Source organism: Streptomyces sp. NPDC059456, from assembly GCF_042750055.1.
Classification (GTDB): Bacteria; Actinomycetota; Actinomycetes; order Streptomycetales; family Streptomycetaceae; genus Streptomyces.
On the sequence record NZ_JBHYVA010000432.1, the window covers coordinates 1 to 3,399 of the forward strand.

The following is a 3,399-nucleotide window of genomic DNA, read 5'->3' on the forward strand; positions in this document are numbered from 1 at the left end:
GGTGACAACACGTCTGCCTCGGTGACAACTATCGTGGGGGGGGGGGGGGGGGTGTGGCGTCCCGCGGTGGGTGCGGTGATGGGGGGGTTGGGGGGGGGGGGGGGATGGGGGGTGAGGGGGGGGGGGCGGGGGGTGTGGGGGGGGGGCGGCCCGCCCCGGCGGGCCGCTCGACAGGCCCAGCAGCAGCGGGCCGGTGGGCGCCGCGACCAGGTCGTCCACCGTCAGCGGGTCCAGCGTGGCGAAGAAGGCCTCCTGGGCCCGGCGCAGTGCACCGCGCAGGAGGCAGGCCCCGCGCAGCGGGCACGGCGTGGTGCCGTCGCAGTCCACGACGTCGCCCGCGCCCTCCAGTTCGCGGACCACCCCGCCCACCGATGCGGCCCGCCCGGCGGAGGTCAGGGCGAGCCCGCCGCCGCGGCCGCGCCGGGCCTCGACCAGGCCGAGGTGCTGCAGCCTGGCGACCACCTTCGCGGTGTGCGTGTACGGGACCTCCATGGTCGCCGCCACGTCACGTGTCGTCGGGAGGTCCGTCTCCTCGACGGCGAGGCGCATCAGGACGCGCAGCGCCAGGTCGGTGAATCGGGTCAGCCGCATGGTGACACCCTAGAAAACTCGCATCTGCGATGCAAGTTAAGCGGGCCGGCAGGCCGGAGGAGGCGAACCCCAAAGAGTGCCCACCCCCGGACGGAGTAGTCCCACCCTTTTGTGTAATGGTCTCACCACGTTCCGTACTGGAAGGCTGCATCCCGCAGATCCATGGAGTGATCGAAAGGGATGCACATGTCGGTCCAGGCAGGTTCCGAATCCGAGGTCCGGACACCACAGCGGAGTCTTGCGACCGAGGCTGCGCGGAACTTGGCAACCACGACCAAGTCCGCGCCGCAGATGCAGGAGATCACCGACCGGTGGCTGCTGAAGATGCTCCCGTGGGTCTCCGTCCAGGGCGGCACGTACCGGGTCAACCGGCGGCTGAGCTACTCGGTCGGCGACGGACGCGTCGAGTTCGTCAAGACCGGGACCCAGGTCCAGGTCATCCCCGCCGAACTCGGCGAACTCCCGCTGCTGCGCACCTACGAGGACCTGGACGTGCTCTCCGAGCTCGCCCAGCGGTGCCGGCAGATCGACTTCGAGGCCGGACAGGAACTCACCTCCTTCGGCAGCGCCTCCGACAGCGTGTTCCTGCTCGCCCACGGCCGCATCGACCAGATCGGCCCCGGCCCCTACGGCGAGGACGCCGTCCTGCGGACCGTCGCCGACGGCGCCTACTTCGGCGAGGACTCCCTCGTCGACGAGGAGGCGATCTGGGAGTACACCGCCCGCGCCGCCACCTCCGGCACCGCGCTCGTCCTGTCCCGCCAGGACTTCCGGCTGCTCGCCGACCGGGTCGACTCGCTGCGCGAGCACGTGCAGGCCCAGCGGTCGCTGCCCGCCCAGCGCACCAACGCGTACGGCGAGGCCGCGATCGACCTCTCCGCCGGCCACCGCGGCGAGGCCGTCCTCCCCGGCACCTTCGTGGACTACGAGGCCAGGCCGCGCGAGTACGAGCTCTCGATTGCACAAACGGTCCTGCGGGTGCACACGCGCGTCGCCGACCTCTACAACCAGCCGATGAACCAGACCGAGCAGCAGTTGCGGCTCACGGTCGAGGCGCTGCGCGAGCGCCAGGAGCACGAGATGCTCAACAACCGCGACTTCGGCCTGCTGCACAACGCCGACTACGACCAGCGCATCCAGCCGCACGACGGCGGGCCCAGCCCCGACGACATGGACCAGCTGCTCAGCATGCGCCGCGGCTCCGACCTGTTCCTCGCCCACCCCAAGGCGATCGCCGCCTTCGGCCGCGAGTGCAACAAGCGCGGCCTGTACCCGGAGACGGTCGACGTCGCCGGCACCCGGGTGGCGTCCTGGCGCGGGGTCCCGATCTTCCCGTGCAACAAGATCCCGATCAGCGACGCGCGGACGACGTCCATCCTCTGCATGCGCACCGGCGAGGACGACTCCGGTGTCATCGGCCTCCACCAGCCCGGCATCCCGGACGAGATCGAGCCGAGCATGTCGGTGCGCTTCATGGGGATCAGCGAGCAGTCGATCATCTCGTACCTGGTCACCGCCTACTTCTCCGCCGCGGTACTGGTGCCGGACGCGCTCGGCATCCTGGAGAACGTCGAGATCGCCCGCTGGCGCTGAACGGCCGGCCGGGCACCACCGGGGATCGGGATTTCGGGGATCGGGGATCGGGGACACGCCATGGGCACCACTGAGGCGATCACGGCCGGCGAGGGGCGGGAGGCCGCGGCCCTGCTGGAGCGGACGAGGGAAACGGTCGACCCGGAACTGCGCCGCGCGGTCGAGAGCCTGCCGGTCGGGATGCGGCGCGTGGCGATGTACCACTTCGGCTGGGAGCGGGCCGACGGCACACCGGCCACCGGCAGCACGGGCAAGGCCATCCGGCCCGCGCTCGTGCTGGCCGCGGCCCGGGCCCTGCGGGGCGGCCGGGCCGGCGAGGGGGACGGCGGGGCGGACGAGGGCGCCGTACGGGCGGCGGCGGCCGTGGAGCTGGCGCACAACTTCACGCTGCTGCACGACGACGTCATCGACAAGGACACCAAGCGCCGGGGCAGACCCACGGCCTGGACCGTGTTCGGGACACCGGACGCGATCATCACCGGCGACGCCATGATGGCGCTCGCGCTGCGGCTGCTCGCGGACGATCCGCACCCCGCCTCAACGGCGGCCTCGGGCCGGCTCGCGGCCTGCATCATCGAGCTGTGCGCCGGCCAGCAGGCCGACTGTGCGTTCGAGCAGCGGTCGTACGTCTCGCTCGACGAGTGCCTGACCATGGCGACGGCCAAGACCGGGGCCCTGCTCGGCTGCGCCTGCGCGCTCGGGGCGCTGTACGCCGGCGCCGGGCCGGACGAGGTCGACACCATGGACGCCTTCGGGCGGGAGGCGGGACTGGCCTTCCAGCTGATCGACGACCTGATCGGGATCTGGGGGGATCCGGGCCACACCGGCAAACCCGCCGGGGCCGACCTGATCGCCCGCAAGAAGTCGCTGCCGGTGGTGGCCGCCCTCACCTCGGGCACCACGGCCGGCGAGGAGCTGGCGGCCCTGTACGCGGGGCCGATGACGGAGGACGACGTGCGGAAGGCCGCCGCGGCCGTGGACCGGGCCGGCGGGCGCGACTGGGCGCAGGCCCATGCCGCGGACCGGATGGGCCGGGCGGTGCAGCTGCTGGCCCGGGCCGTACCGGACCTCGGGGCCGCGGGCGGGCTGCTGGCGCTGGCGGAGTTCGTCACGCGGCGCACCCGGTGAACCCGTAGCGCGGAAAGGGCCGTGCGCAAACCCCCAGTTGGCGACCCCAACTGTGGGCGAAGAGGGGTTTAGTGGTTTGTGGGGGAC

The 3,399-nt window shown here is 72.4% G+C and carries 2 protein-coding genes and 1 pseudogene; 2 read left to right on the forward strand and 1 reads right to left on the reverse strand.

From position 1 onward, the window contains the following. Positions 1–156: 156 nt before the first annotated feature. A pseudogene (locus tag ACFXA3_RS29275) lies at positions 157–591 on the reverse strand (RrF2 family transcriptional regulator); the annotation flags it as partial. Positions 592–777: 186 nt separating this feature from the next. On the opposite strand from ACFXA3_RS29275, the gene ACFXA3_RS29280 reads away from it, so the two are divergent. Then, on the forward strand, positions 778–2,184 hold the full coding sequence (locus ACFXA3_RS29280) for a family 2B encapsulin nanocompartment shell protein (protein ID WP_385191535.1): 1,407 nt from the start codon (positions 778–780) through the stop codon (positions 2,182–2,184). 60 nt (positions 2,185–2,244) lie between these two features. Beyond that, positions 2,245–3,312 carry a family 2 encapsulin nanocompartment cargo protein polyprenyl transferase gene (locus ACFXA3_RS29285; RefSeq protein ID WP_385191537.1) on the forward strand — a complete coding sequence of 356 codons (1,068 nt, stop codon included), beginning with the start codon at positions 2,245–2,247 and terminating at the stop codon, positions 3,310–3,312. Positions 3,313–3,399 lie beyond the last annotated feature (87 nt).

What these genes read in the sequence shown, in the direction of transcription:
- ACFXA3_RS29280 (WP_385191535.1), top strand. Translation starts at nt 778, where the DNA reads ATGTCGGTCCAGGCAGGTTCCGAATCCGAGGTCCGGACACCACAGCGG.
- ACFXA3_RS29285 (WP_385191537.1), top strand. Translation starts at nt 2,245, where the DNA reads ATGGGCACCACTGAGGCGATCACGGCCGGCGAGGGGCGGGAGGCCGCG.